This window comes from Streptococcus sp. WB01_FAA12, assembly GCF_012843315.1.
Taxonomy (GTDB): Bacteria; Bacillota; Bacilli; order Lactobacillales; family Streptococcaceae; genus Streptococcus.
The window spans coordinates 723,186-746,519 of record NZ_JABAEX010000001.1 but is presented as its reverse complement, the minus strand read 5'-3'; the positions used below and the strand labels follow the sequence as shown (position 1 = coordinate 746,519).

24 protein-coding genes are annotated in these 23,334 nt (G+C 42.6%); 18 read left to right on the top strand and 6 right to left on the bottom strand.

From position 1 onward, the window contains the following. Positions 1-90: 90 nt before the first annotated feature. The gene (locus HF881_RS03755; RefSeq protein ID WP_001246982.1) at positions 91-465 is read right to left on the bottom strand and encodes a hypothetical protein; all 375 of its coding nucleotides are present in this window, start codon (positions 463-465) and stop codon (positions 91-93) included. 197 nt (positions 466-662) lie between these two features. On the opposite strand from HF881_RS03755, the gene HF881_RS03750 reads away from it, so the two are divergent. The 3 genes from HF881_RS03750 (at position 663) to HF881_RS03740 (ending at position 3,089) form a co-directional block, all read left to right on the top strand. After that, positions 663-1,505 carry a metallophosphoesterase family protein gene (locus tag HF881_RS03750; protein ID WP_169446521.1) on the top strand — a complete coding sequence of 281 codons (843 nt, stop codon included), beginning with the start codon at positions 663-665 and terminating at the stop codon, positions 1,503-1,505. Between the two features lie 56 nt (positions 1,506-1,561). Continuing rightward, complete coding sequence (locus HF881_RS03745) at positions 1,562-1,999, top strand: Rrf2 family transcriptional regulator (RefSeq protein WP_169446520.1); 438 nt, start codon at positions 1,562-1,564, stop codon at positions 1,997-1,999. A 67-nt stretch (positions 2,000-2,066) separates the two neighbouring features. Next, positions 2,067-3,089, top strand: a complete 1,023-nt coding sequence (locus tag HF881_RS03740) for a YdcF family protein (protein WP_169446519.1) — start codon at positions 2,067-2,069, stop codon at positions 3,087-3,089. A 68-nt stretch (positions 3,090-3,157) separates the two neighbouring features. Here HF881_RS03740 and HF881_RS03735 read toward each other — a convergent pair whose 3' ends face one another. From HF881_RS03735 to HF881_RS03715, 5 genes are all read right to left on the bottom strand, one after another. After that, a complete protein-coding gene (locus HF881_RS03735; RefSeq protein WP_169446518.1) occupies positions 3,158-3,940 on the bottom strand; it encodes a DUF4037 domain-containing protein in 783 nt (260 codons plus the stop codon). Between the two features lie 127 nt (positions 3,941-4,067). Beyond that, entirely contained in the window at positions 4,068-4,727 is a 660-nt protein-coding gene (locus tag HF881_RS03730) for an amino acid ABC transporter permease (RefSeq protein ID WP_169446517.1), read from the bottom strand. 9 nt (positions 4,728-4,736) lie between these two features. Next, complete coding sequence (locus HF881_RS03725; protein ID WP_084917987.1) at positions 4,737-5,414, bottom strand: amino acid ABC transporter permease; 678 nt, start codon at positions 5,412-5,414, stop codon at positions 4,737-4,739. A gap of 12 nt (positions 5,415-5,426) precedes the next feature. Beyond that, positions 5,427-6,221, bottom strand: a complete 795-nt coding sequence (locus HF881_RS03720) for a transporter substrate-binding domain-containing protein (protein WP_084857036.1) — start codon at positions 6,219-6,221, stop codon at positions 5,427-5,429. A gap of 10 nt (positions 6,222-6,231) precedes the next feature. After that, entirely contained in the window at positions 6,232-6,990 is a 759-nt protein-coding gene (locus HF881_RS03715) for an amino acid ABC transporter ATP-binding protein (RefSeq protein WP_045617531.1), read from the bottom strand. 176 nt (positions 6,991-7,166) lie between these two features. On the opposite strand from HF881_RS03715, the gene recJ reads away from it, so the two are divergent. The 15 genes from recJ to ldcB all read left to right on the top strand — a co-directional run bounded on the left by recJ (position 7,167) and on the right by ldcB (position 23,313). Continuing rightward, a complete protein-coding gene (gene recJ, locus HF881_RS03710; RefSeq protein ID WP_169446615.1) occupies positions 7,167-9,389 on the top strand; it encodes a single-stranded-DNA-specific exonuclease RecJ in 2,223 nt (740 codons plus the stop codon). Positions 9,390-9,563: 174 nt separating this feature from the next. Further along, on the top strand, positions 9,564-11,225 hold the full coding sequence (locus HF881_RS03705; RefSeq protein WP_169446516.1) for a ribonuclease J: 1,662 nt from the start codon (positions 9,564-9,566) through the stop codon (positions 11,223-11,225). 68 nt (positions 11,226-11,293) lie between these two features. Next, the gene (locus HF881_RS03700) at positions 11,294-12,073 is read left to right on the top strand and encodes an alpha/beta hydrolase family protein (RefSeq protein WP_084925643.1); all 780 of its coding nucleotides are present in this window, start codon (positions 11,294-11,296) and stop codon (positions 12,071-12,073) included. 105 nt (positions 12,074-12,178) lie between these two features. After that, complete coding sequence (locus HF881_RS03695) at positions 12,179-12,880, top strand: M57 family metalloprotease (RefSeq protein WP_169446515.1); 702 nt, start codon at positions 12,179-12,181, stop codon at positions 12,878-12,880. Positions 12,881-12,980: 100 nt separating this feature from the next. Continuing rightward, entirely contained in the window at positions 12,981-14,828 is a 1,848-nt protein-coding gene (gene uvrC / locus HF881_RS03690) for an excinuclease ABC subunit UvrC (protein ID WP_169446514.1), read from the top strand. Beyond that, positions 14,818-15,663, top strand: coding sequence for a metallophosphoesterase family protein (locus tag HF881_RS03685; RefSeq protein ID WP_169446513.1), 846 nt, complete (start codon positions 14,818-14,820; stop codon positions 15,661-15,663). Before uvrC ends, HF881_RS03685 begins: the two co-directional genes overlap by 11 nt. Before the next feature lie 150 nt (positions 15,664-15,813). Beyond that, positions 15,814-16,338: a hypothetical protein gene (locus HF881_RS03680; RefSeq protein ID WP_000720917.1), complete on the top strand. Its 525-nt coding sequence runs from the start codon at positions 15,814-15,816 to the stop codon at positions 16,336-16,338. 185 nt (positions 16,339-16,523) lie between these two features. Next, the gene (locus HF881_RS03675) at positions 16,524-17,129 is read left to right on the top strand and encodes a nitroreductase family protein (RefSeq protein WP_169446512.1); all 606 of its coding nucleotides are present in this window, start codon (positions 16,524-16,526) and stop codon (positions 17,127-17,129) included. A gap of 12 nt (positions 17,130-17,141) precedes the next feature. Then, positions 17,142-18,542, top strand: a complete 1,401-nt coding sequence (gene pepV, locus HF881_RS03670) for a dipeptidase PepV (protein ID WP_169446511.1) — start codon at positions 17,142-17,144, stop codon at positions 18,540-18,542. Between the two features lie 53 nt (positions 18,543-18,595). After that, positions 18,596-19,186, top strand: coding sequence for a uracil-DNA glycosylase family protein (locus tag HF881_RS03665; RefSeq protein ID WP_000078137.1), 591 nt, complete (start codon positions 18,596-18,598; stop codon positions 19,184-19,186). Then, the gene (locus HF881_RS03660; protein ID WP_000659165.1) at positions 19,183-19,470 is read left to right on the top strand and encodes a rhodanese-like domain-containing protein; all 288 of its coding nucleotides are present in this window, start codon (positions 19,183-19,185) and stop codon (positions 19,468-19,470) included. Before HF881_RS03665 ends, HF881_RS03660 begins: the two co-directional genes overlap by 4 nt. A gap of 184 nt (positions 19,471-19,654) precedes the next feature. Beyond that, positions 19,655-20,980 carry a branched-chain amino acid transport system II carrier protein gene (gene brnQ, locus HF881_RS03655; RefSeq protein WP_169446510.1) on the top strand — a complete coding sequence of 442 codons (1,326 nt, stop codon included), beginning with the start codon at positions 19,655-19,657 and terminating at the stop codon, positions 20,978-20,980. 100 nt (positions 20,981-21,080) lie between these two features. Continuing rightward, on the top strand, positions 21,081-22,118 hold the full coding sequence (locus tag HF881_RS03650; RefSeq protein ID WP_169446509.1) for a M42 family metallopeptidase: 1,038 nt from the start codon (positions 21,081-21,083) through the stop codon (positions 22,116-22,118). A gap of 1 nt (position 22,119) precedes the next feature. Continuing rightward, positions 22,120-22,581 carry an HIT family protein gene (locus HF881_RS03645; RefSeq protein WP_169446614.1) on the top strand — a complete coding sequence of 154 codons (462 nt, stop codon included), beginning with the start codon at positions 22,120-22,122 and terminating at the stop codon, positions 22,579-22,581. Positions 22,582-22,596: 15 nt separating this feature from the next. After that, positions 22,597-23,313, top strand: coding sequence for an LD-carboxypeptidase LdcB/DacB (ldcB, locus tag HF881_RS03640; RefSeq protein WP_169446508.1), 717 nt, complete (start codon positions 22,597-22,599; stop codon positions 23,311-23,313). Positions 23,314-23,334 lie beyond the last annotated feature (21 nt).

Below are 23,334 nucleotides of genomic sequence, written 5' to 3'. Positions count from 1 at the left end.
CTATGCGTTTCCAGCAACCACGCACTCTCTAGTAGAAAGGGACTAAGTGACTTGTCTCTATGCATTATTATAGCATGATTGCGAGAATTTTCAAGGATTTTGTGAAAGTTTTTTATTTTTTCCTTGCTGGAGCATATATTTAATACCTGAACCTGAAGCCATACCAAGTAGGGCAAAGAGTTCATAAGCTAGGAAATAAACGAGAATGAATTCATTGAAAGTGATGATGGTAAAGCAATAGAGAAGAGCAATACCGAGTAGCCACCACAGTGAAAATTGGAAACGGTAGCTATAAAGAAGGGACACGATGAAGGTTGCCAAAGGTGAAAAGAGGATGATGTTATAAATGTAAAGTCCTTTCAGCGTATAAGGGTCAGAAATCAGCAGTAACAGCAACTCATAGAGAGGCCAGTAAAAGAAGAATATGACAAGGTAGTATGGGATATACTTAAGGTAGTTCCGCATGGCAATAGTCCTCCAATCTGCAAAAATTGAGAGAGGTTGAATACCACATAATCCTAAATGAAGGGGAGCTCTCTACCTATATTATAGCACGATTTGGAAGCTCTTACAAGTTGATCAGGTAAGTAGTGATAGTGATTTTTTGCAGTGTTTTCTGCTATAATACTAACAGAAGAAGTAAGAGGAAAAGAGGAGAAAGAATGACTAAAATAGCAGTTCTTTCAGATATACATGGAAATATGACAGCTCTGGAAGCCGTACTGGCTGATGCAAGAGTGGCAGAGGTAGAAGAGTATTGGCTTTTGGGAGATATTCTCATGCCTGGAACAGGACGTAGAAGGATATTGGATCTCTTAGCTAGCTTGCCCATCACTGCAAGAGTGCTGGGAAATTGGGAGAATAGTCTCTGGCGTGGTTTGCATCGCAAGCTAGATCCAACAAAAGCGAGTCATCGCTATCTCCTACGCCAATGCCAGTATATCTTAGAAGAGATTAGCCCTGAAGAAATCGAAGACCTCAACAATCAACCTATGCAAGTTCATCGTCAGTTTGGTGATTTGACGATAGGAATCACTCACCATCTCCCTGATAAAAACTGGGGTAGAGAGTTGATTCATACGGGAAAACAAGAAGATTTTGATAGATTGGTGACGGAACCGCATGCCTCTATCGCGGTATATGGGCATATTCACCAGCAATTGCTTCGTTACGGAAGTGATGGACAGTTGATTCTCAATCCAGGATCCATTGGGCAACCCTTCTTTTTAGATGCGCAGTTGCGTAAGGACCTGCGGGCTCAATATATGATTTTAGAGTTTGATGAGGCAGGTTTGTCTGATGTTGATTTTCGTCGAGTGGATTATGATGTAGAAGCCGAATTGCAGTTGGCTAAGGATTTGAAGCTCCCCTATTTCCAGGTCTACTATGAAAGTTTGGTAAATGGGATTCACCATACTCATAACCAGGAACTTCTGTATGAAATTGCCCAAGAACAGGGGCATGATGCCGAGTTGAATGCATGGCTAGATGGTGGTAATAATTGACATTACAACACAAAAGGGTATAATGAGTATCAGATAGGATGTGAAAGGAGAAAAAGATGCAAATTTCAAGCCGATTTACGATTGCGACTCATATGTTAATCATTATTGCCATTAAGAGTCAAGAGAGCAAAGTGACCAGTGATTTTCTCGCAGCCAGTGTTGGAGTCAATCCAGTCATTATTCGCAAAATCTTGTCCCAACTCAAAAAAGCTGAGCTGATATCAGTTGCGCGTGGGACGGGCGGTACCGAGATTATCAAAGACCTCCAAGATATCAGCCTTTTTGATGTTTATCAGGCTGTTGAATGTTTAGGAAAATCTGGTAAACTCTTTAGTTTCCATGCTAATCCCAACCCTAACTGTCCAGTAGGAGCAAATATTCATGAAGTCTTGGATCAAAAATTGCTGGATATCCAACTAGCGATGGAAAACCAACTCCGTCAGACAAGTCTGGCTCAGGTTGTGGCTGATGCAGAAGCAAGAATAGTAAAATAAGAGGGCTAGACTCCTCTTTTTCTATTGCCACAATTATGGTACAATGTAGTCATCAAAGGAGGAGACTATGTACTTTATCACAGGATTTTTTGTCCTACTTTTTCTCGTTTCGTTTTTAAGGGACAATCGCAGTCTCTGGAATCCAGCTCTCTTGCTTTTGTCTCTGCTCTTTTCTTACCTGTCTATTGCCAATCTTTTTTACGAAGCTGGGCAGAAAGAAGTGCACATGGTTTTCTTTGCAGGGATTTTTCTTCTGCTGCCTCTTTTAGTTTTTCTAAGTGGTTTTTTCCTTATTTATAACGGATTTGTGTTATTGAAGAAAGAAGGAAAATCTAAGGCAAATTATTTGTCTCTAGGATTAGGGTGCATGATTCTGTTCTTTTTTGTGATCATGGCGATCCGAATGAGCGATACCAATGGCTTGTTCTACACCAATCATCTAGTGAATATTATCTTTTTCTTTTTGATTTATTCGTATTTGATTTTTGGTTTTGCCTTTGCAGGATTTCTGCTTTATTCTATTCTGTATCTTTTTATTCCTAAGAAAAAATATTATGATTTTATTATCATTCACGGAGCAGGCTTATTGAATGGAGAAAAAGTGACTCCCTTACTCAAGAGTCGCATTGACAAGGCAGTTGAGGCTTACCACAAGTCGAAAAATCCAGATGTCAAATTGATCGCTAGTGGTGGTCGAGGAGGGGATGAGAAGATCTCCGAGGCTCAGGCAATTTGTAATTATTTGCGGGAAGAGACGGATGTTCCGAGAGAAGCAATTCTCCTAGAGGAAAGCTCGACAACGACCTATGAGAATCTTCTTTTCTCAAAAGAAATGGGAGAGAAGCTGGTGGCCAGTCCACGTTTTCTCTTTGTGACCAATGATTATCATGTTTTTCGTACCAGTACCTATGCTCGCCGTATTGGGATGAAGGGAGATGGTCTTGGTTGCCGTACAGCCGCCTACTATATCCCATCGGCCTTTATCAGAGAATATATTGCCCTATGTGTGAAGATAAAATGGATTTTTATCGCCTTCTATATTTTATTGATTTTAGCTTTGATTTTCTCTTATAGGGGTATTTTATGGTAATATATGAAAAAAATCTCCGTTAGGAGATTTTTTGTAAAATTCATGTAGTCATTATTATTCAATTTTGCTTATGGCAAAATGGCTTTTAGTTCCTTCAGGATAGTTTGCAAGGTTACGACTGCTTGCTTTCCTTGTTGCGGTTGGTAGAGTAGTAGGAAATAGTCGCGAATAGTTTCTTCAAATTGCTTAGGGAGGAGAGTACAATTGGCCTTTGCGTACTCCAGCATCCGTTTTTCACCAGGATGGGTTTGCTCATTGAGCGCAAATAGCAAGTCAAAGTAGGAAGCAAAAAATTCACTTGAACGATGATTCATACTGAGAAGATCTTGACGTTTGATAGCTTTTTCTATTTGGACAGAGAAGGCAGGCATGGCTTGTTCTAGCAAAAGGAGTTGCCTTTCAATGATGTGCTTTTTGAGTTCCTGTGGATAGGGAATCTGGTAGGCTCTTTGGAGCGAAGCATAGTTTCCATTCGGATCGTATAGAATCTTGCTGTGGAGTAGATTATGCCACATGCAAGTTGTATAAGCATTTTGAGCTTTGTGTTGAAAAACGGTTGAGTTCAATTCTTGTTCAAACGACTCCAGCGAACGATAAATCAACTCGATTTGGATACCGTTGTTTAGTACACAGTCGTCCTCTAATTCCCAAAACTGGTTTCCAATTTCCATATAGGAGCAGTATTTACTCAAAATATTTTGTCGAATTGCCTCATCAATGGGAGAGTTGAGATAGATGTAGACATCATAATCAGAAGTTTGATCATAGTCTTGTCCTGCACGTGAACCACCTAGAGCGATGGCTTCTACTTGTTCCAGTTGAGAGAATTCTTTGTAAAGTTCTTGGATCATTATTTTTCTCCTAGCTTTATGGTTTAAAGTCATTTTACCAAAAAGTAAAACGTTTGCATAGTGTTGGGTTGCTCTTTTCATTTATAGCAAAAAAATGTGAACCCCTGTTGTTGGTTCACATTTATTTTTATTCTGCGGCTTGCTTCCAACGTTTGGCTAGCATGCGAGACAGACTTGAAATTGCTAGGTTAAAGCTGAAATAGATCAGAGCAATCAAGATATAAAGACTGAAGACCTGCTCTGGTTCGAAATAACGTCCCATTAAGATTTGGCTAGCGCCAAAGAGTTCTTGCAGGGCGATAACAGAGTAGAGGAGGCTGGTATCCTTAATCACGGTTACAAACTGAGAAATAATAGCGGGTAGCATTTTGCGGATTGCTTGTGGGAGAATGATGTAGTAGAGGATTTGAGCTGAAGTGAATCCTTGCGACATTCCTGCTTCGTACTGGCCCTTGTCCACGGCATTGAGACCACCTCGGATAATCTCAGCCAAGGCTGCTGAGGTAAAAAGGGTAAAGGCAGTAATACCTGCTGGTGTAGACTTCATCTTAAACACCAAAAAGATGGTGAAAATCCAGAGAAGGTTGGGAACGTTACGTACAAACTCGATATAAATGCTGGAGATGATCCATAAGACAGGATTTTTCCCATTTCTCATGACGGCTAGCACTGTCCCTATAAGGGTAGAAAGGACAATGGCAATCAGAGAAATATAGAGGGTCAAGCCAAATCCTTTAAAGATAAAGACTAGGTTATCTGGGGTCAAAACTTCTAAAATAGATTCCATAGTAACCTCCTAAAGTGAATAGGCTTTTTTGTTGGCTTGCTCCATCTTGCGACCAAACTGGGCAACAGGGAAGCATAGGGCAAAGTAGAGAAGAGCAGCACCTAAAAAGGCTGGGATATAGTTTCCGTTGAGAGCCGACCAAGACTTGGTCACAAACATCAAGTCTACTCCAGAGATGATGGCAACTGTAGAGGTGTTCTTGATGAGGTTAACAATTTGGTTGGTCAATGGAGGGAGAATGATACGGAAGGCTTGAGGCAAGATAATCAAGCGCATGGCACTGATATAGGTAAAACCTTGCGACAAGGCGGCCTCCATCTGACCGCTAGGAATAGACTGAATCCCTGAACGAATAACCTCCGCAATATAAGCACCGTGATAGAGTCCCACGCAGAGAACAGCTGTCCAATAAATGGGAATCATGATGGTGTGGTCACTGATAAGAGGCAAACCATAGAAGACGATGACAAACTGCACCAAGAGGGGAGTATTTTGATAAAATTCCACAAAGATGCGAGCTAAAACACGTAAGACTGGGCGTTTGCTTGTTGACATGGCTCCAAAGAAGATGCCCAAAACCATGGCGAGGATAAAGGAACCAATCGCTAGGGCAAGAGTGAAGAGGAAACCATTGAAAAATTGTCCAAAATCCTGAAAATAGGCTGTCCAAGATGATAAATCTGTCATGGGGTGTCCTCCTTAATCTGCAGTATGGCTAGATGGTTTGAGCTTGTAACGGTCATAAAGTTTCTGCAAACTACCGTCCTTGGTCCATTTAGTGACCAAGCTATCAAGATAATCGTTGAGCTCGGTGTTTGATTTCTTGGTAACAATACCGTAGTCAGATGGCTTGAAACTATCATCTAGTAGTTTTGTGCGTTTGCTGATGTAGCCAGACAGGATAGAGCGGTCCACGGAAAAGGCATCAATACGGTGAGCGTGAAGGGAAGTAATCAATTCTGGATAGGAACCAAGTTCGACGAATTTAAAGGTTAGACCTTTCTTTTTACCCAGTTCAGTAATCAAGCGCTGGGTGATGGAGCCTTGGGCAACTCCTATGGTTTTACCGTTTAGGTCCTCAATGCTTTTGATGTTGGCGGATTTATTGACCAAAAAACCAGAAGCGTCCGTATAGTAGGGACTGGTGAAGTTGTATAATTTTTTACGCTCGTCTGTGATAGTGAAGGTTGCGATATCCATGTCGACCTGTTCATTGTCTAGGAGTGGTCCGCGGGTTTGAGCCGTAACAGGAACGTAGCGAATCTTGACCTTGAGTTCGTCTGCAATCATCTTGGCAAGGTCCGTTTCGATACCAGAATAGGTCCCTGTCTTGGGATCCTTGTAGCCAAAATTAGGAACGTCTTGCTTGACACCGACAACTAGTTCGCCTCTTTTTTGAATGTCTGCGACGCTGGTATCAGCCTGAACTGGTTTGGCAGCAGCAAGGCTGAAAAGGCTAATCAATAATGCGGATAAAAAGAATTTCTTTTTCATAGGCGCCTCCTTATTTGACTTTGTCACTTTCGTGGTTGATAATTTTGCTGAGGAATTGTTGGGCACGAGGTTCGCTTGGGTTGTCAAAAAAGTCATCGACATCTGTCGTATCCACCAAAACTTCTCCGTCTGCCATAAAGATGATGCGGTCCGCAACCTCTCGAGCAAAGCCCATTTCGTGGGTAACGATGATCATATTCATCCCGTCATGTGCCAGTTTTTGCATAACTGCAAGTACATCGCCGATGGTTTCAGGGTCAAGGGCAGATGTTGGCTCATCAAAGAGGAGGAGCTCAGGATGCATGGCAAGACCACGAGCAATGGCGATCCGCTGTTTTTGACCACCAGATAGCATAGCTGGATAGGAATCTTTCTTGTCCCACATGTTTACAAATTCCAGATATTTTTGGGCTGTTTTTTCAGCTTCTTTTTTATCAATTCCTAGAACTTTAACGGGCGCAAGTGTAACATTTTCTAACACTGTTTTGTGTGGATAAAGGTTAAAATGTTGAAAAACCATGCCGACTTCCTTACGAAGAGGAACTAAATCTTTCTGACTAGCACCTGCTACTTGGTGTCCATTGACTAGGAGACTTCCTTTGTCAACAGCCTCTAAACCATTAATCGTACGGATAAGAGTAGACTTCCCAGAACCAGAAGGTCCAAGCAGGACAACAACTTGTCCTTTTTCAAAACGGAGATTGATGTCGCGGAGTGCGTGATAGTCTCCGTAATATTTTTCGACGTTTTTAAATTCTACTAAAGCCATGAGAGATCTCCTTTGTGTTAGATTTTATAACATGATTCTACAACAAAAGAATGTTCTTGTCAAATCATATCTGAAAAAATTCACTAAAATGTTACAAAAAAGCAATCTGGATAGAGAAAATGCCTAAATCATGTTATAATGAAACGATAGAATTCTTAGAAAGAGTGGATGTCTTTTTGATAACTCCTACTTATGAATGGCAGTTTGCCCCGCAGGTTGAAGATGCGGATTTTACAAAGATAGCCAAGAAGGCTGGGCTGGGTCCTGAGGTGGCTCGGTTATTATTTGAAAGAGGGATTCAGGATGAAGAAAGTCTAAAGAAGTTTTTAGAACCTTCTTTAGAGGACTTACATGACCCCTATCTGCTCCATGATATGGACAAGGCAGTGGAACGGATTCGTCAGGCCATTGAAGAAGGGGAAAACATTCTCATCTATGGAGACTACGATGCGGATGGTATGACTTCAGCTTCGATTGTGAAGGAAAGTTTAGAACAGCTTGGCGCCGAGTGCCGTGTTTACCTGCCTAATCGTTTTACCGATGGGTATGGCCCCAATGCCAGTGTCTATAAATATTTTATCGAGCAAGAGGGTATTTCCTTGATTGTGACAGTGGATAATGGGGTTGCGGGTCACGAAGCCATTGAATTGGCCCAGTCTATGGGAGTGGATGTCATTGTGACCGACCACCATTCCATGCCGGAAACCCTTCCTGATGCCTTTGCCATTGTTCACCCTGAGCATCCAGATGCGGACTATCCCTTCAAACAGTTGGCTGGTTGTGGAGTGGCTTTCAAGCTAGCTTGCGCTCTTTTAGAAGAAGTGCAAGTGGAATTGCTTGATTTGGTCGCTATCGGTACCATTGCCGATATGGTGAGTTTGACGGATGAGAATCGCATTTTGGTCCAATATGGTCTGGAGATGCTGGGGCATACTCAGCGTATTGGTCTACAAGAAATGCTGGATATGGCTGGGATTGCTGCTAACGAAGTAACAGAAGAAACGATTGGCTTTCAGATTGCCCCTCGTTTAAATGCTTTGGGGCGTTTGGATGATCCTAATCCAGCTATTGATTTGTTGACTGGATTTGACGATGAGGAAGCGCATGAGATTGCCCTCATGATTCACCAGAAAAACGAAGAGCGCAAGGAAATCGTTCAGTCAATTTATGAAGAAGCTAAGACCATGGTTGATCCTGAGAAAAAGGTCCAGGTTTTGGCCAAGGAAGGCTGGAATCCTGGCGTTCTGGGTATCGTGGCTGGGCGCTTGTTGGAAGAACTAGGGCAGACAGTCATTGTTCTTAATATAGAAGATGGTCGTGCCAAGGGTAGCGCTCGTAGTGTGGAAGCGGTCGATATTTTTGAGGCACTGGATCCCCATCGAGACCTCTTTATCGCCTTTGGCGGCCATGCTGGTGCAGCGGGAATGACGCTGGAAGTTGAGAAACTTTCAGATTTATCTCAGGTCTTGGAAGACTATATCCGTGAAAAAGGCGCAGATGCTAGTGGTAAGAACAAGTTAAATCTAGATGAAGAGCTAGACTTGGAGACTCTTAGTTTAGAAACGGTTAAAAGCTTTGAGCGCTTGGCGCCTTTTGGAATGGACAATCAGAAACCTGTCTTTTATATCAAGGATTTTCAGGTCGAAAGTGCTAGAACCATGGGAGCAGGCAATGCCCACCTCAAACTAAAAATTTCCAAGGGTGAGGCGAGTTTTGAAGTGGTAGCCTTCGGACAAGGTAGATGGGCGACAGAGTTTGCTCAAACAAAAAACTTAGAATTGGCAGTCACCCTGTCTGTCAATCAATGGAATGGTCAAACTGCCCTCCAGTTGATGATGGTAGATGCGCGTGTGGAGGGTGTTCAACTCTTTAACATTCGTGGGAAGAATGTAGTTTTGCCAGAAGGGGTTCCAGTCTTGGACTTTGCTGGAGAATTACCAGAATTAGTGACCAGTGATGCTGTGGTTGTGAAAACCATTCCTGAGGATATTACACTGCTTAAGACTATATTTAAGGAACAAAATTTCTCTGCGGTCTATTTCAAAAATGACATTGACAAGGCCTATTATCTGACAGGTTATGGAACTAGAGAGCAGTTTGCCAAATTATACAAGACGATTTACCAGTTCCCAGAGTTTGATATTCGCTATAAACTCAAGGATTTGGCGGCTTATCTCAATATCCAACAAATCTTGCTGGTCAAGATGATTCAAGTATTTGAAGAGCTAGGTTTTGTGATGATCAAAGATGGTGTCATGAAGGTGAACAAAGAAGCACCCAAGCGGGAGATCGGGGAAAGTCAGATATATCAAGATCTCAAACAAACCGTAAAAAATCAAGAAATCATGGCGCTGGGTACGGTGCAAGAAATTTATGACTTTTTGATGGAGAAAAACTAAAAGATAGGAAAGAGTTGGGCAACCAGCTCTTTTTTGGAAACAAATCTTCATTTTGAAAATCATCAAAAAAATGGTATAATGGTAGGAAAAGATTCGGCTGAAAGTTTTAGAGCTTTTAGAATAAGAGGGTAAATCCACCCTATAATCAAGATAAACTAAGGTTTCGGAGGAAAAATGAGTAATATCAGTTTAACAACACTAGGTGGTGTGCGTGAAAACGGGAAAAATATGTACATTGCTGAGATCAATGGATCTATTTTTGTTTTGGATGCAGGGCTTAAATACCCTGAAAATGAACAACTTGGAGTTGATGTCGTCATTCCAAACATGGATTACCTTTTTGAAAATAGCGATCGTATCGCTGGGGTTTTCTTGACCCACGGACATGCGGATGCCATTGGTGCTCTGCCTTATCTCTTGGCAGAGGCTAAGGTACCTGTGTTTGGCTCTGAGTTGACTATCGAGTTGGCGAAGCTCTTTGTCAAAGGAAATGATACGGTCAAGAAATTCAATGACTTCCATGTGATAGATGAGGATACAGAGATTGATTTTGGAGGGACTGTGGTTTCCTTCTTCCGTACAACTCACTCTATCCCAGAAAGTTTGGGAGTTGTCTTGAAATCAAGTGAAGGTAGCATCGTTTATACAGGTGACTTCAAATTTGACCAGACGGCTAGTAAATCCTATGCGACGGATTTTGGTCGTTTGGCGGAGATTGGCCGCGAAGGTGTCTTAGCTCTTCTTAGTGACTCGGCGAATGCGGACAGCAATATCCAGGTAGCGGGTGAGAGTGAAGTTGGGGATGAAATTACCCAGACCATTGCGGACTGGGAAGGTCGTATCATCGTTGCGGCAGTTGCCAGCAACCTCTCTCGTATCCAGCAGGTCTTTGATGCTGCTGCGGATACAGGTCGTCGAGTTGTTTTGACGGGATTTGATGTTGAAAATATTGTTCGAACAGCGATTCGACTCAAAAAATTGTCTCTAGCCAACGAAAGTCTCTTGATCAAACCCAAAGAAATGTCTCGATTTGAAGACCATGAGTTGATTATCCTTGAGACTGGTCGTATGGGTGAGCCTATTAATGGCCTTCGTAAGATGTCCATCGGTCGCCATCGCTATGTAGAAATCAAGGACGGTGACCTAGTTTATATCGTAACGACTCCATCTATCGCTAAAGAAGCTGTCATGGCGCGTGTGGAAAATATGATCTACCAAGCTGGTGGTGTAGTGAAACTCATTACCCAAAGTTTGCGAGTATCAGGACACGGGAATGCGCGTGATCTGCAGTTGATGATCAATCTCTTGCAACCCAAGTATCTCTTCCCTATCCAAGGGGAATACCGTGAGTTAGATGCGCATGCCAAGGCTGCCATGGCGGTTGGAATGTTACCAGAGCGTATTTTCATTCCTAAAAAGGGAACCACCATGTCCTATGAACATGGAGACTTTGTCCCAGCTGGATCAGTTTCTGCAGGTGATGTCTTGATTGACGGAAATGCTATCGGAGATGTTGGAAATGTTGTCCTTCGTGACCGTAAAGTCTTGTCAGAGGATGGGATTTTTATCGTGGCTATCACTGTCAACCGTCGTGAGAAGAAAATTGTGGCTAAGGCTCGCGTCCATACGCGTGGATTTGTTTATCTCAAGAAGAGCCGTGATATTCTCCGTGAAAGTTCTGAATTGATTAACCAAACGGTAGAAGAATATCTTCAAGGTGATGATTTTGACTGGGCAGATCTCAAAGGTAAGGTTCGTGATAATCTGACCAAGTACCTCTTTGATCAAACCAAGCGTCGCCCAGCAATCTTGCCAGTCGTGATGGAAGCCAAATAATAAGCAGCATACCTACAGAAAAAGTCGAAATTCGGCTTTTTCTTATAGAATAGTAAAAGGAGACAACCATGGCAGTTATGAATATTGAGTATTACTCTGAAGTTTTGGATATGGAGTGGGGCGTTACTGTGCTCTATCCAGATGCCAGTCGGGTAACTGAACCAGATTGTAAAGATATTCCTGTCCTTTATCTTTTGCATGGAATGTCAGGAAATCAGAATAGCTGGCTCAAGCGAACCAATGTCGAGCGCTTGTTGCGAGGCACCAATCTCATTGTTATCATGCCCAATACTAGCAATGGCTGGTACACAGATACCCAGTATGGTTTTGACTACTTTACTGCTCTAGCAGAAGAGTTACCTCAGGTTATGAAACGTTTCTTCCCCAATATGACCAGCAAGCGAGAAAAGACCTTCATTGCAGGTCTCTCTATGGGTGGCTATGGTTCCTTCAAGCTAGCTCTCGCAACCAATCGTTTTTCTCATGCAGCTAGTTTTTCTGGTGCACTCAGCTTTCAAGAATTTTCTCCTGAAAGTCAGGATTTGGGCTCTCTTGCCTACTGGAGAGGAGTTTTTGGAGAAATCAAAGATTGGACAGCTAGCCCTCATTCGCTTGAAAGTATCGCTGCGAAATCGGATAAAAAAACCAAACTTTGGGCTTGGTGTGGTGAACAAGACTATCTCTACTCAGCCAATAACCTCGCTGTGAAAAACCTCAAAAAGCTTGGTTTTGAAGTGACCTATAGTCATAGTGCTGGCACTCACGAGTGGTACTACTGGGAAAAACAATTGGAGCGTTTTTTAGCTACTCTACCAATTAACTTTGTTTTGGAAGAGCGCTTATCTTAGTTTTAGGTTTTTTTCAGTTTTTTGAGTAAAATAGAGAATCTATCTTGATTATGGGAGACCATTGATTTTAAGATAGATTCTTATTTTTATGAAAGGTGGAGTGTCATGTTCTGGATTGTTCGATTATTCTTCCGATTTCTTTTGGGCATTTGGCGTTTCTTCTGGCGTCTGGTTTGGACCTTGGTTATCATCGTTCTCCTTGCCTTTGGAGTAGTTTGGTATCTGACAGGTGATTTTCATTCTGCGATCAATCAGGTTGAAAAAATGAGCCAGATTGGTCAAGGTGGCTGGAATCAATGGAAGGAAACGGGAAGGCTGGAAGTCTTGTCTCAGATAGACAGTCACCAACACGCGGAAGGCAAGTGGGCTCAGGCTTCAGCCCGCATCTATATTGAGCCTCAAATGGATGAGACCTTCCAAGGTGCCTATGCAGAAGCCATAAAAAACTGGAATCAAACGGGAGCCTTTACCTTTGAGGTGGTTGCGGATCCTAGCCAGGCAGATATTGTGGCAAGTGAAATGAATGATGGAACGACAGCTGTAGCTGGCCAAGCCGAGAGCCAAACCAATCTGTTGACCAATCAATTTATATCTGTAACAGTTCGCCTAAATCATTATTATCTATCCAATCCAAGTTATGGATATTCCTATGAACGGATCGTGCATACAGCGGAGCACGAGCTGGGACATGCCATCGGATTGGATCATACTAACGAGACTTCTGTTATGCAGCCGGCAGGCTCCTACTATGGGATTCAGCCTCAGGATGTGAAGGCTGTTCAAGAACTTTATACCAGTAGCGACTAGATAAAGTCGGTGCAATCCGAAAGAAATCAAAGCTCCTCCATCAAACGGTTGGTGGGGCTTTTTGTTCGTCCTGTCACGGCCTTTTTGCTATAATGGAACTATGAACAACTTGATCAAATCAAAACTAGAGCTCTTGCCGACCAGCCCCGGTTGCTACATTCACAAGGATAAAAACGGCACCATTATCTATGTAGGAAAGGCTAAAAATCTGCGCAACCGTGTGCGCTCCTATTTCCGTGGCAGTCATGATACCAAAACAGAGGCCTTGGTGTCTGAAATTGTAGATTTTGAATTTATCGTTACTGAGTCCAATATTGAGGCACTTCTCCTAGAAATCAACCTGATCAAGGAAAACAAGCCAAAGTACAATATCATGCTCAAGGATGATAAGTCCTATCCGTTCATCAAGATTACCAATGAGCGCTATCCTCGTTTGATTATCACCCGTCAAGTCAAGAAGGATGGAGGTCTTTATTTTGGACCTTATCCCGATGTGGGGGCCGCCAATGAAATCAAGCGACTCTTGGATCGGATTTTCCCTTTTCGTAAGTGTACCAATCCGCCGTCTAAGGTCTGTTTTTATTATCATATCGGTCAATGTATGGCCCACACTATCTGTAAGAAGGATGAGTCCTATTTCAAGTCCATGGCTCAGGAGGTTTCTGACTTCTTAAAAGGGCAGGATGACAAAATCATCGATGACCTCAAGAGTAAAATGGCAGTGGCAGCGCAAAATATGGAGTTTGAACGTGCGGCGGAATACCGTGACCTGATTCAGGCCATTGGCACTCTTCGGACCAAGCAACGGGTTATGGCCAAGGATCTCCAAAACCGTGATGTCTTTGGCTACTATGTGGACAAGGGCTGGATGTGTGTGCAGGTTTTCTTTGTCCGTCAGGGCAAGCTCATCGAGCGAGACGTCAATCTCTTCCCCTACTACAATGATCCGGATGAGGACTTCTTGACCTACGTGGGACAATTCTATCAAGAAAAATCTCATCTGGTTCCTAATGAGGTACTGATTCCGCAGGATATCGATGAAGAAGCTGTTAAGGCCTTGGTAGATACCAAGATTCTCAAACCCCAGCGTGGAGAGAAAAAACAGCTGGTCAATCTAGCCATAAAAAATGCTCGTGTTAGTCTGGAGCAGAAATTCAACCTGCTAGAAAAATCTGTCGAAAAGACCCAGGGAGCTATTGAAAATCTGGGACGTTTGCTCCAAATCCCGACCCCAGTTCGCATCGAGTCCTTCGATAACTCTAATATCATGGGAACAAGTCCGGTGTCTGCCATGGTGGTCTTTGTCAATGGAAAACCCAGTAAGAAGGATTACCGAAAGTACAAGATAAAAACGGTTGTGGGTCCAGACGACTATGCCAGTATGAGAGAAGTCATTCGCAGACGCTATGACCGAGTTCAGCGTGAGAGCTTGACTCCGCCAGATTTGATTGTCATCGATGGGGGACAAGGTCAGGTCAATATCGCTAAGCAAGTCATTCAAGAGGAGCTGGGCTTGGACATTCCGATTGCTGGGCTGCAAAAAAATGACAAGCACCAAACCCATGAACTGCTCTTTGGAGATCCACTGGAAGTGGTGGAGTTATCTCGCAATTCTCAGGAATTTTTCCTCCTCCAACGCATCCAAGATGAGGTGCACCGCTTTGCCATCACCTTCCACCGTCAACTGCGCTCAAAAAATTCTTTTTCATCACAACTGGATGGGATTGACGGTCTGGGACCTAAACGCAAGCAGAATCTTATGAAGCATTTTAAATCTCTCACTAAAATCAAGGAAGCCAGTGTGGATGAGATTGTCGAAGTTGGGGTGCCAAGAGCTGTCGCAGAGGCTGTGCAGAGGAAGTTGAACCCGCAGGAAGAAGTGGAATTGGCTCAAGTAGCGGAAGAGAGAGTAGATTACCAAACGGAAGGAAACCATCATGATCCATAAAATCGCAATTTTATCAGATATTCATGGTAATGCGACAGCCTTAGAAGCAGTAATTGCAGATGCTAAAACTCAAGGAGCTAGTGAATATTGGCTTATGGGAGATATTTTTCTTCCTGGTCCAGGTGCAAATGATCTGGTTGCTCTGCTAAAGAATCTTCCTATCACGGCAAGTGTTCGAGGCAATTGGGATGATTGTGTCCTTGAGGCTTTAGATGGGCAATATGGCTTAGAAGACCCACAAGAAATCCAGTCAATGCGCATGACCCAGTTTTTGATGGAGCGAATGGATCCTGCAACGATTGTCTGGCTACGAAACTTACCTATGCTGGAAAAGAAAGAAGTTGACGGACTGCGCTTTTCTCTCTCTCATAATTTACCTGAAAAAAACTATGGTGGGGACCTACTGGTTGGGAATGATACAGATAAATTTGACCAACTGCTAGATGCGGAAACGGACGTGGCAGTCTATGGTCATGTCCACAAGCAGTTGCTTCGTTATGGCAGTCAAGGGCAACAAATCATCAATCCAGGATCGATTGGCATGCCCTATTTTAATTGGGAGGCATTAAAAAATCACCGTGCCCAGTATGCCGTGATAGAAGTGGAAGATGGGGAATTGGTAAATATTCTATTTCGAAAAGTTTCTTATGATTATGAAGCGGAGTTAGAATTGGCCAAGTCCAAGGGGCTTCCCTTTATCGAAATGTATGAAGAGCTACGACGAGAAGACAACTATCAGGGGCACAATTTGGAACTTTTGGCTAGTTTAATCGAAAAGCACGGGTATGTAGAGGATGTGAAGAATTATTTTGATTTTTTGCAAAGTGAGAAATAAAATGGACGCCCTTAATTTGAAGTGAGGTGGTAGCCGAATTGCTTAGAAAAGAGTCAGACGATCAGGAAGAAAAGATGGCTTAGCTAAAGTTTGACATTGAAATTATTTTGTTATACAATGAACTTAATTCTTAATATAAAGGAGAACATTATGAAGAAAATTATTACAGCCAGTATGGCACTTTTATCTGTTGTTGTTTTAGCAGCATGTTCAGGGAAAACAACGTCTGATTCTTCGACTAAGACTTCAAGCTCTGTAGAACAAACTTCTTCTTCAGAGACTTCATCAACAACGTCTAGTTCAAAGACAGAAAATAATGAGGTTGTTTTGATCACCGATGAAGAAATTGACAATGCTAAAACTGTTGGAGATGTGAAGAAAGTCTTTGGTAAACTAGTCGACAATTATAAAAAGCATGCAGTTGAAATTGGGGAAAAAATTCCAGAGAGTGGAAAAGAAGCATATAACGCCCAAGTTGAACCAGCGCTTAAGTCTATGGAGACTGTAAGAGAGTCATTTAACGAAAGCCTTTCAAGTATTGGTTCTGATGATACAGTAGTGCCAGAACAAACTCGTACTCTATTTGTTCAACAGTTGAAAACTGGACGTGACACAATGAAGAAAGCGCTGGAAGCGGCTTATAAAGCAATTGCTCCATACACATCTGGTCAATAATATAAGAAAGTAGGTGTTCGATCACCTGCTTTTTGATTGCTTCAAATCTAAAGCGATACCTACTTAAATAGCTCCAAATTAATAGCAGAGAGTTTGAAAGAAGTACTAACTCTATGAAAAATCCCTGCAAGCTCTTTCAAATTATGGTAGAATGGAAGCAGTAGAATTAGAAAAGGAAATCGATTATGAAATTTCTTGAATTAAATAAAAAACGTCATGCGACCAAGCATTTCATTGATAAGCCGGTGGATCCCAAAGATGTTCGCACAGCTATTGAAATCGCAACTTTAGCCCCAAGTGCCCACAACAGCCAGCCATGGAAATTTGTGGTCGTTCGTGAGAAAAATGCTGAATTGGCAAAATTGGCTTATGGTTCCAACTTTGAGCAGGTGTCATCAGCACCTGTAACCATTGCCTTGTTTACAGATACGGACCTTGCTAAACGGGCCCGCAAGATTGCCCGTGTTGGTGGTGCAAAGAATTTCTCAGAAGAGCAACTTCAATATTTTATGAAGAATCTGCCTGCTGAATTTGCACGTTACAGTGAGCAACAAGTCAGCGACTACCTAGCCCTCAATGCAGGTTTGGTTGCTATGAACTTGGTTCTGGCTTTGACAGACCAGGGAATCGGTTCTAACATTATCCTTGGATTTGACAAATCAAAAGCCAACGAAGTTTTGGATATTGAAGACCGATTCCGCCCTGAGCTTTTGATTACTGTAGGTTACACAGACGAGAAATTAGAACCAAGCTACCGCTTGCCAGTGGATGAAATCATCGAGAAAAGATAGAAGGAAGAAAAAATGACAGCAATTGATTTTACAGCAGAAGTAGAAAAACGCAAAGAAGACCTCTTGGCTGACTTGTTTAGCCTTTTGGAAATCAACTCAGAACGTGACGACAGCAAGGTAGATGCGCAACATCCTTTTGGACCTGGGCCAGTAAAAGCCTTGGAAAAATTCCTTGAAATCGCAGACCGCGATGGCTATCCAACGAAGAATGTTGATAACTACGCAGGACATTTTGAGTTTGGTGAAGGAGAAGAAGTTCTCGGAATCTTTGCTCACATGGACGTGGTGCCAGCTGGTAGCGGTTGGGACACGGACCCTTATACACCAACTATCAAAGACGGTCGCCTTTATGCGCGTGGTGCTTCCGATGACAAGGGACCTACAACTGCTTGTTACTATGGTTTGAAAATCATCAAAGAATTGGGCCTTCCAACTTCTAAAAAAGTTCGTTTCATCGTCGGAACAGACGAAGAATCAGGTTGGGCAGACATGGACTACTACTTTGAACATGTAGGACTAGCCAAACCAGACTTCGGTTTCTCTCCAGATGCTGAATTCCCTATCATCAATGGTGAAAAAGGGAACATCACTGAATACCTCCACTTTGCAGGTGAAAATACAGGTGCAGCTCGCCTTCACAGCTTCACAGGTGGTTTGCGTGAAAACATGGTACCTGAATCAGCAACAGCAGTCGTTTCAGGTGACTTGGATGACTTGCAAGCTAAACTAGATGCCTTTGTTGCAGAACACAAACTCAGAGGAGAAATCAAAGAAGAAGCTGGCAAATACAAGGTGACCATCATTGGTAAATCAGCTCATGGTGCTATGCCTGCTTCAGGTGTCAATGGTGCGACCTATCTGGCCCTCTTCCTCAGTCAGTTTGACTTTGCAGGACCTGCAAAAGACTACCTCGACATCGCTGGTAAGATTCTTTTGAATGACCATGAGGGTACAAATCTCAAGGTTGCTCATGTAGATGAAAAGATGGGTGCCCTTTCTATGAATGCCGGTGTCTTCCGCTTTGATGAAACAAGTACTGACAATACCATTGCCCTTAACTTCCGTTATCCAAAAGGAACAAGCCCAGAGCAAATCAAGTCAATCCTTGAAAACTTGCCAGTTGCTTCTGTTAGCCTTTCTGAACACGGTCACACACCTCACTACGTGCCAATGGAAGATCCACTTGTACAAACCTTGTTGAATGTTTATGAAAAACAAACTGGTCTTAAAGGTCACGAGCAAGTCATCGGTGGTGGTACCTTTGGTCGCTTGCTGGAACGTGGCGTTGCCTATGGTGCCATGTTCCCGGACTCAATCGATACCATGCACCAAGCCAACGAATTTATCGCCTTGGACGATCTCTTCCGAGCAGCAGCAATCTATGCAGAAGCTATTTATGAACTGATCAAATAAAATGATAGAAGTCTGAGATTTTATGCTTGGACTTCTTTTTGGAGGGAAAACAGATGTCTCAAATCGAAAGAATCAAGCAAGCCATTATGGCTGATCCACAGAATACCAGCTATACAGAACGCGGAATCGAACCTCTCTTTGCGGCGCCAAAAACTGCCCGCATCAATATTGTCGGTCAGGCTCCGGGGCTTAAAACGCAAGAAGCTGGGATTTATTGGAAGGATAAGAGTGGCGATCGCTTGCGTGAGTGGCTAGGTGTGGATGAGGACACCTTTTACAATTCAGGTTATTTTGCAGTTCTGCCCATGGATTTCTACTTTCCGGGGCATGGCAAGTCAGGCGACCTTCCACCTCGTACAGGTTTTGCAGAAAAATGGCATCCGCAACTCTTGCAAGAGTTGCCCGATATCCAATTAACTCTCTTGATTGGACAATATGCCCAAGCCTATTATTTACATGAAAAAGTTAGTGGCAAGGTGACAGAACGGGTAAAACACTACAAAGACTATCTACCAGAATTTTTCCCTCTGGTGCACCCCTCACCACGAAATCAAATCTGGATGGCCAAAAATCCTTGGTTTGAGTCAGAAGTAGTGCCCGATTTGAAAAAAAGAATTCAAAAGATTCTTGGAGAAACAAAATGAAAGAAATTACTTTTAACGATTTTTACCAGCTTTATCAAAATGAGCAACTTTCTCTAGTGGACGTGAGAGAAGTAGAAGAGTTCCAGACGCTTCATTTAGAAGGTGCTCAAAACCTACCACTTAGTCAATTAGCTGATATCTATGATCAGTTGGACAAGGACCTCTTGCATTATGTCATTTGTAAATCTGGAATACGTTCAGCGCGTGCTTGTCAATTTCTAGTTGAACAGGGTTATGAAGTTATCAATGTTCAAGGTGGAATGACGGCCTTTGAAAATCTTTAAACCTCTATGGTGATAGATCCTAATCTTCCCTTGCTCGGTTCCAACTGAGTGAGGGATTTTGTTTTTAGATAATTCTTATTTTTAAAAATATTGAAAACATTCAATGATTAATTTTGGATACTTTTTTCAGAGTCTTAATAATGGTATACTAGGTCAGTATTTTAGAAATATGAAGGAGATTATTATGGCTAAAAAAGGTGCCCTAACAGGCTTGCTCCTGTTTGGAATATTTTTTGGTGCGGGGAACTTGATCTTTCCGCCTTCTCTAGGTGCTTTATCTGGAGAACAGTTTCTTCCTGCCATCGCAGGTTTTGTATTTTCGGGTGTCGGGATTGCTGTCCTAACGCTCATCATCGGAACGCTAAACCCTAAAGGATACATTCACGAGATTTCTAAGAAAATCTCACCTTGGTTTGCGACGCTTTATCTTGCAGTCCTCTATCTATCGATTGGCCCCTTCTTTGCCATTCCGCGTACAGCCACAACAGCTTATGAAGTTGGGATTAGCCCCCTCTTATCCGAAGCAAACAAAGGTCTAGGATTGATTGTTTTTACTGTGCTTTATTTTGCAGCAGCCTATCTGATTTCACTCAATCCATCAAAGATTTTGGATCGAATTGGACGTGTTTTAACGCCAGTCTTTGCCTTATTGATCGTTATCTTGGTTGTACTAGGTGCCTTCAAATATGGTGGAACAAGCCCTCAAGCGGCTTCAGCTGCTTATCAAGCTTCTGCCTTTGGTACAGGATTCCTAGAAGGTTATAACACCTTGGATGCCCTTGCTTCAGTTGCCTTCAGTGTGATTGCAGTTCAAACCTTGAAACAACTTGGATTCTCCAGTAAGAAAGAATACATTTCAACTATTTGGGTGGTTGGTATCGTTGTAGCTCTTGCTTTCAGTGCTCTTTACATTGGTTTAGGATTCCTTGGAAATCACTTCCCAGTACCAGCAGAAGTGATGAAGGGTGGAACACCAGGAGTTTATATCTTGTCGCAAGCAACTCAGGAAATCTTTGGTTCAACAGCTCAACTCTTCCTTGCTGTTATGGTAACTGTAACCTGCTTCACAACGACAGTTGGATTGATTGTGTCTACAGCTGAGTTCTTTAATGGACGTTTCCCACAAATCAGCTACAAGGTCTATGCCACTGCCTTTACCTTGATTGGGTTTGCTATTGCAAACCTTGGTCTTGATGCAATCATTAAGTACTCAGTGCCAGTACTGGTAATCTTGTACCCAATCACCATCGCCATTGTGATGATCGTGATTGTGAATAAGTTTGTAGCCCTATCAAAACCGGGCATGCAGTTAACTATTGGGCTTGTTACAGCTATTGCTCTTGCAAGTGTCCTTGGAAGTTCCTTTAAAATTGAGTTTCTAGAAAATCTGATTAATGCCCTTCCGTTTGCGTCAGCCTCTCTTCCATGGCTAGTGCCTGCTATTATCGGAATCTTGCTTTCATTGGTTCTACCAAACAAGCAAGAAAGCGATGTTTTTGAAATGGAATAAAAAATAGAAATCACTTTTGTAAGTCAACTCTACAGGAGTGATTTTTCTTTTTTCCTCTCTACTGAAATGTGCTATAATAGGTAGCAAAAGAGGTGAAGAAATGAATCAAACTGTAAACTATATCAAAGAATTAACCGCTATTGCATCTCCAACTGGCTTTACTCGTGAGATTTCAGACTACCTAGTCCGTACTTTAGAAGAGCTTGGTTACCAGCCGGTTCGTACAGCCAAGGGAGGTATCAATGTGACCATTAAAGGTCAAAATGATGAGCAACAACGCTATGTGACTGCCCATGTGGATACGCTGGGTGCTATTGTTCGTGCTATCAAACCTGACGGTCGTCTCAAATTGGACCGGATCGGTGGTTTTCCTTGGAACATGATTGAGGGAGAAAACTGTACTGTTCATGTGGCTAGTACAGGTAAAACGGTATCTGGAACTATCCTCATCCACCAGACTTCTTGTCATGTCTACAAAGATGCAGGAACTGCAGAACGCACTCAGGACAATATGGAAGTGCGTTTGGACGAAAAAGTGACCAATGAAAAAGAAACGCGTGCCTTGGGTATTGAGGTCGGTGACTTTATTAGTTTCGATCCGCGAACAGTTGTGACGGAAACTGGTTTTATCAAGTCTCGCCACTTAGATGACAAGGTCAGTGCAGCAATTTTACTCAATCTCCTTCGAGTTTATAAAGAAGAAGGAATTGACTTGCCAATGACGACACATTTTGCCTTTTCAGTGTTTGAAGAAGTGGGTCATGGAGCTAATTCCAATATTCCTACTCAGGTAGTAGAATATCTGGCTGTGGATATGGGAGCTATTGGCGATGACCAACAGACAGATGAGTACACAGTATCTATCTGTGTCAAGGATGCTTCCGGTCCTTATCACTATGACTTCCGTCAACACTTAGTAGCTTTGGCGAAGGAGCAAGATATTCCATTTAAGCTCGACATTTATCCATTTTACGGTTCGGATGCTTCGGCAGCTATGTCAGCAGGAGCCGAGGTCAAGCATGCTCTCCTTGGAGCTGGTATTGAGTCAAGTCATTCTTACGAACGAACACACATTGATTCAGTAGTGGCGACAGAGCGTATGGTTGATGCCTATCTCAAGAGTGCGTTGGTGGACTAAGATGTGCTTGATTTGTCAAAGAATTGAATGGATCAAGGCAGGGGAAAATCCCTACTTTGTAAAAGAACTAGAAGCAGGCTATGTTGTTATTGGAGACCACCAATACTTTAAGGGTTATACCTTATTTCTGGCAAAAGAGCATGTCACAGAACTCCACCATATGGAGACTTCTGTAAAACTTCGTTTTCTAGAGGAAATGAGTTTGGTCCAAGAAGCTGTTGCCAAAACGTTTAAAGCTGAAAAGATGAACATCGAACTTCTAGGAAATGGAGATGCCCACGCTCACTGGCACCTCTTTCCAAGACGGTCAGGTGATATGAAGGGTCATGGGCTTAATGGCCGTGGTCCAGTCTGGTGGGTACCCTGGGAAGAAATGGCAGCAGAAGATTGCCAAGTGCAATCCCGTGAGTTGGAACAAATGATTAAAGCCTTATCTGATGAATTGGAGAAGTACTTGGCCTAAGAGAGGAAGCAAAAAATGAAAAAAAGATACATCGTTTTATCTGGTTTGCTGGCAGTAACCCTAGCAGCATGTTCTCAAGAAAAACCTAAAAATGAAGAAAATACTCAAAAAACGGAACAAACTAGTCAACCTGAAGGAACTGTAGGGAGCAAATCTCAAGCCTCTAGTCAGAAGAAGGCAGAGGTTGTGAATAAAGGAGACCACTATAGTATACAAGGAAAATATGATGAGATCGTCATAGCTAATAAGCACTATCCTTTGTCAAAAGACTACAATCCAGGAGAAAATCCAACAGCTAAAGCAGAGTTGCTGAAACTCATTGCAGCCATGCAAGCAGCTGGCTACCCAATCAGCGATCATTACAGTGGTTTTAGAAGTTATGAAACTCAAACCAAGCTTTATCAAGACTATGTGAATCAAGACGGTAAGGAAGCAGCAGATCGCTACTCAGCTCGCCCAGGTTATAGTGAACACCAAACGGGTCTTGCTTTTGACCTTATCGGGACAGATGGTGATTTAGTTACTGAAGCAAAGGCAGCCCAGTGGCTCTTGGATCATGCGGCTGACTATGGCTTTGTTGTTCGCTATCTCAAAGGCAAGGAAAAAGAGACTGGCTATATGGCAGAAGAATGGCATCTTCGCTACGTCGGAAAAGAAGCCAAAGAAATTGCTGCAAGTGGCCTTAGTTTGGAAGAATACTATGGCTTTGAAGGCGGAGATTATGTCGATTAAAAATGAAAGTTTTCTCTTGCA